The organism is Ancylomarina sp. (assembly GCF_041555295.1).
GTDB lineage: Bacteria > Bacteroidota > Bacteroidia > Bacteroidales > Marinifilaceae > Ancylomarina.
This window is the reverse complement of sequence record NZ_JBFFKR010000304.1, coordinates 1-3,689: the sequence shown is the minus strand read 5'-3', so window position 1 is coordinate 3,689 and position 3,689 is coordinate 1. Positions and strand designations below refer to the sequence as shown.

The following is a 3,689-nucleotide window of genomic DNA, read 5'->3' as shown; positions in this document are numbered from 1 at the left end:
TTCAGAGTTTAATATTGCTGTTCGGATGGAATCTGCATGAACCACCATACCGCCATATGTATTCATATGAATCAGGAATATTTCAGCATTCCATTCCTTAGCCTCCGAAAAAGCATCCTTGGTTTGTCGCCAAATTGGAGGTCCGATATCTCGCTTGATATCAAACTTATAAACCTTAGTTTTTGATACATCAAGACTATCACTTGTCTCTTGTGAAAATGAAACAAATGGAATGATTAGCAAGAGTAATAAACTGAGTATGCGAGTCTTCATATCTTTAAAGAGTTGAGTTCTGATGAGGTAATACTTATTAAAGATAATCATGAATTCAAATTAAAAAAATGATAGCCACGAATTCACGAATTAAATTAATGAATTCTATTCGTGAATTCATGGTTCTTTTTTATTTATTTCTTTGAAATTGTGTCTTTACGTTTAAAAGCTTTCGTATTTTCGAAGCTGATTATAAATAGACCTAAAATAGAAACGACAAAAACGAATATGGAAAATCTTAAAAGAACGCTTCGCGATAATGTATGGATGCGATGGGGAATGCTCATTATGGTAGGTTTTGTTTTAGCTGCCAACTATTACTTCTACGATGCCCTATCACCTTTAAAGTCTAAGTTAACTGAAGAGTTTGGTTTTTCTTCCACAGATTTTGGTCTTTTTGTTTCTGTTTATTCTATTCCCAATGTATTTCTTTTAATGGCCGTATTGGGTGGTGTCATCCTTGATAAATTGGGAATTCGTCGAACGGGGTTCATGTTTATTTCCTTTATGGCTTTTGGAGCTTTAATTACGGCATATGGAGCCAGTGAAGTTTACACCAATGGGGGCTGGGGATATGGATTTATGACTTCATTTATGCCATCCTATTCACCTGAATTAAAGATGATGCTTTTTGGGCGTTTCTTATTCGGCTTGGGTGCGGAAACGAGTATTGTGGTTATCTCCAAAATTATTGTGAAATGGTTTAAGGGTAAAGAACTGGCTTTGGCTTTTGGTGTGAAACTAGGCTTGGCACGTACAGGTTCTTTCTTAGCTTTTAATCTTTCTCCAATTTTAATAGAATCTCCAGCAGGATGGACAACAGCTATTTGGTTTGCAGCTCTATTCGTGACTGTTTCACTTTTGGTATTTATGATTTATATGATGCTCGATCTGAAACTCGATAGACAAAGTCATCAGAATGGAGTTGCAGCGGTGAGTGAAGAGTTTCGAATTTCTGATTTGAAAAAGCTCATTATGAACCCTTCGTTTATGTATGTGACTCTATTGTGTTTAACTTTCTACTCAGCTGTATTTCCTTTTCTATCCTTCTCCGCAGATTTCTTCTTAAATAAGTTTGATTTAAGTATAAAAGAATCAGGTTTTATTTCATCGATGTTGCCTATTGGAACCATGTTTTTTACACCGCTATTTGGTTTTATTGTAGATAAATATGGCCGAGCTGCTACTTTAATGATTTATGGATCTTTAATCCTGGTAATAGTGCATACCTGTTTTGCTTTCACGACGATTAACCCATATGTTTTAATGGTTATTTTAGGAATTGCATTTTCACTTGTTCCTGCTTCAATGTGGCCATCAGTTGCTAAAATAGTAGATGAGAAACGAATTGGAACCGCCTATGGTTTTATGTTCTCTGTACAGAATATTGGCTTATGGATTTTTCCAATATTGGCAGGACTTGTATTGGATAAAACCAATGCGGAAGGAGCAGAAAGTCTTAATTATACCTTTACAATGATCATGTTTGCTACATTAGGTATTCTTGGTTTGTTGTTTGCAATTTTACTAAAACGTGAGGATAAGGTTTCAGGTTATGGACTTGAGTTGCCTTCAAACGCAAAGTAAAAGTTGCAAATATTGATTAGTTATAAACCAGATTGAACCACGAATGTTTGAATTAGGAGTTGATGTTTAAGTATAGAAAATAATGAGCATGCAAGATCAGAAAAATGGAAATGGTCTGGAGTGGAAGGTTCTTAAGTTTGAGGAATTCACTCTCGATGAATTATATGATTTAATGCAATTGAGATCGCAGATTTTTGTTGTAGAGCAAGATTGTGTTTATCTCGATCAGGATGGTAAAGACAAAAAAGCTTTGCATGTGTTAGGTTTTAAGGGCAATAAAATTTGCGCTTATGCTCGCCTATTCAATAAGGGTGATTACTTTGATGCATGTAGTATTGGACGCGTGATTGTTGCAGAAGATGAGCGTCGATATGCTTATGGACATACTCTGATGAATGAAAGTATAAAAGCCATTAAGGAACACTATGGAGAGGATAAAATTAAAATATCAGCCCAGAAGTATTTGAAGAAATTCTACGAAAGCCATGGTTTTATTCAAAAGGGAGAAGAATATCTTGAAGATGGCATCCCACATATCGGAATGCTCAAAGAGTAGGACTAAGCTTCTAATGCAAGCAACTTAAATAACCATGATCTGTCGGATTTAATATTCGTAAGTTCGTGGTTATTTGTTTTAGAAGAAAATCGTAATCTATTAAGTAGACAGATTCTGACTTATTGAAAGCTGCTAATTGTCAGTTCCTCAATTCGAAAAAAATCATAACTTTACAGAGTTGATAAAAGTCTGTAAGAATGATGACTAATACCGTAATACAAAAACCTTCCTACAAAGGTCTTTATGAATGTTGGATTTGCTGATCCCACAAGCATTCCTCTACCTTATTTTTTATAAGTAAGAATCGACCGTATCCTACCTGGTCGAAGAATTTAATTCACACTTTATTAATTGAAATACGAATACCAAGGCAGTTCCTTAATGGGAGTGTTGCAACTTGTTGATTATTCGTATTCGAAAGTTTGAAATAATGCAAGCAATTGTTTTTGATATTAAGCGTTATGCTGTGCACGACGGCCCTGGGATTCGCACATCCATTTTTTTTAAGGGCTGCCCATTGCGCTGTGTTTGGTGCCATAACCCCGAATCCTATAAGGCAGGGATTGAATCCATATGCCGAAATAATCGTCTGGGTAATGTGGAAGTTGCCGATCAAGCTGAAATAGGCAAAACCTATACTATAAACCAATTGATTTCTGAAATAGAAGGCGATCAGCTTTTTTTTGACGAATCGGGTGGAGGCGTAACTTTTAGTGGCGGAGAACCTCTGATGCAGATTGATTTTCTTGAGGCTATACTTAAAGCTTGTAAAGAAAGAGAAATCCACACCGCTTTGGATACCACGGCTTATGCACCGAAAGATAAGATTGATCGCATTGTTGAGAATGTAGACCTATTCCTTTTTGACCTGAAGCACATGCTTGATGCCGACCATCTAAAAAGTACAGGAGTCTCCAACAAATTGATTCTTGATAATCTGAAGTACTTGTCAGAGAAAGGCAAGCAAATAATCATCCGTTTTCCAATGATTCCAGGCTTCAACGATTCTCAGGAAAACATCAATCTGATGCTAGATTTCTTGAATGAATTACCCAAGAAACCTGAATTCCATATTCTACCTTATCACCGAACCGGACAAGATAAATTCCGACGCTTTGGTATAGAGAGTTCGATGCCTGATATCCCTTCTTTGCTAGAAGAGGATACACAATGGGTTCAGTCTATTTTTAGGAAATCGGGATATAAAGTAAGTGTGGGCGGCTAAGACAATTGATAATTATTAATTACCAATTATTAATTCAAAAAATCATGA

General features: G+C 36.0%; 3 protein-coding genes and 1 pseudogene. 3 read left to right on the top strand and 1 reads right to left on the bottom strand.

What is annotated here, in order from left to right; translation table 11 throughout:
- Positions 1-324: pseudogene (locus tag ABY905_RS15025) on the bottom strand (hypothetical protein); the annotation flags it as partial.
- 177 nt (positions 325-501) lie between these two features.
- On the opposite strand from ABY905_RS15025, the gene ABY905_RS15020 reads away from it, so the two are divergent.
- The 3 genes from ABY905_RS15020 to ABY905_RS15010 all read left to right on the top strand — a co-directional run bounded on the left by ABY905_RS15020 (position 502) and on the right by ABY905_RS15010 (position 3,641).
- Complete coding sequence (locus ABY905_RS15020; RefSeq protein WP_372645325.1) at positions 502-1,860, top strand: MFS transporter; 1,359 nt, start codon at positions 502-504, stop codon at positions 1,858-1,860.
- 88 nt (positions 1,861-1,948) lie between these two features.
- Complete coding sequence (locus tag ABY905_RS15015) at positions 1,949-2,416, top strand: GNAT family N-acetyltransferase (RefSeq protein WP_372645323.1); 468 nt, start codon at positions 1,949-1,951, stop codon at positions 2,414-2,416.
- Positions 2,417-2,846: 430 nt separating this feature from the next.
- Positions 2,847-3,641: a glycyl-radical enzyme activating protein gene (locus ABY905_RS15010; RefSeq protein ID WP_372645321.1), complete on the top strand. Its 795-nt coding sequence runs from the start codon at positions 2,847-2,849 to the stop codon at positions 3,639-3,641.
- The last annotated feature ends 48 nt before the right edge of the window (positions 3,642-3,689 follow it).

Coding starts and splice junctions, on each gene's coding strand:
- ABY905_RS15020 (WP_372645325.1), top strand. CDS start 502: ATGGAAAATCTTAAAAGAACGCTTCGCGATAATGTATGGATGCGATGG.
- ABY905_RS15015 (WP_372645323.1), top strand. CDS start 1,949: ATGCAAGATCAGAAAAATGGAAATGGTCTGGAGTGGAAGGTTCTTAAG.
- ABY905_RS15010 (WP_372645321.1), top strand. CDS start 2,847: ATGCAAGCAATTGTTTTTGATATTAAGCGTTATGCTGTGCACGACGGC.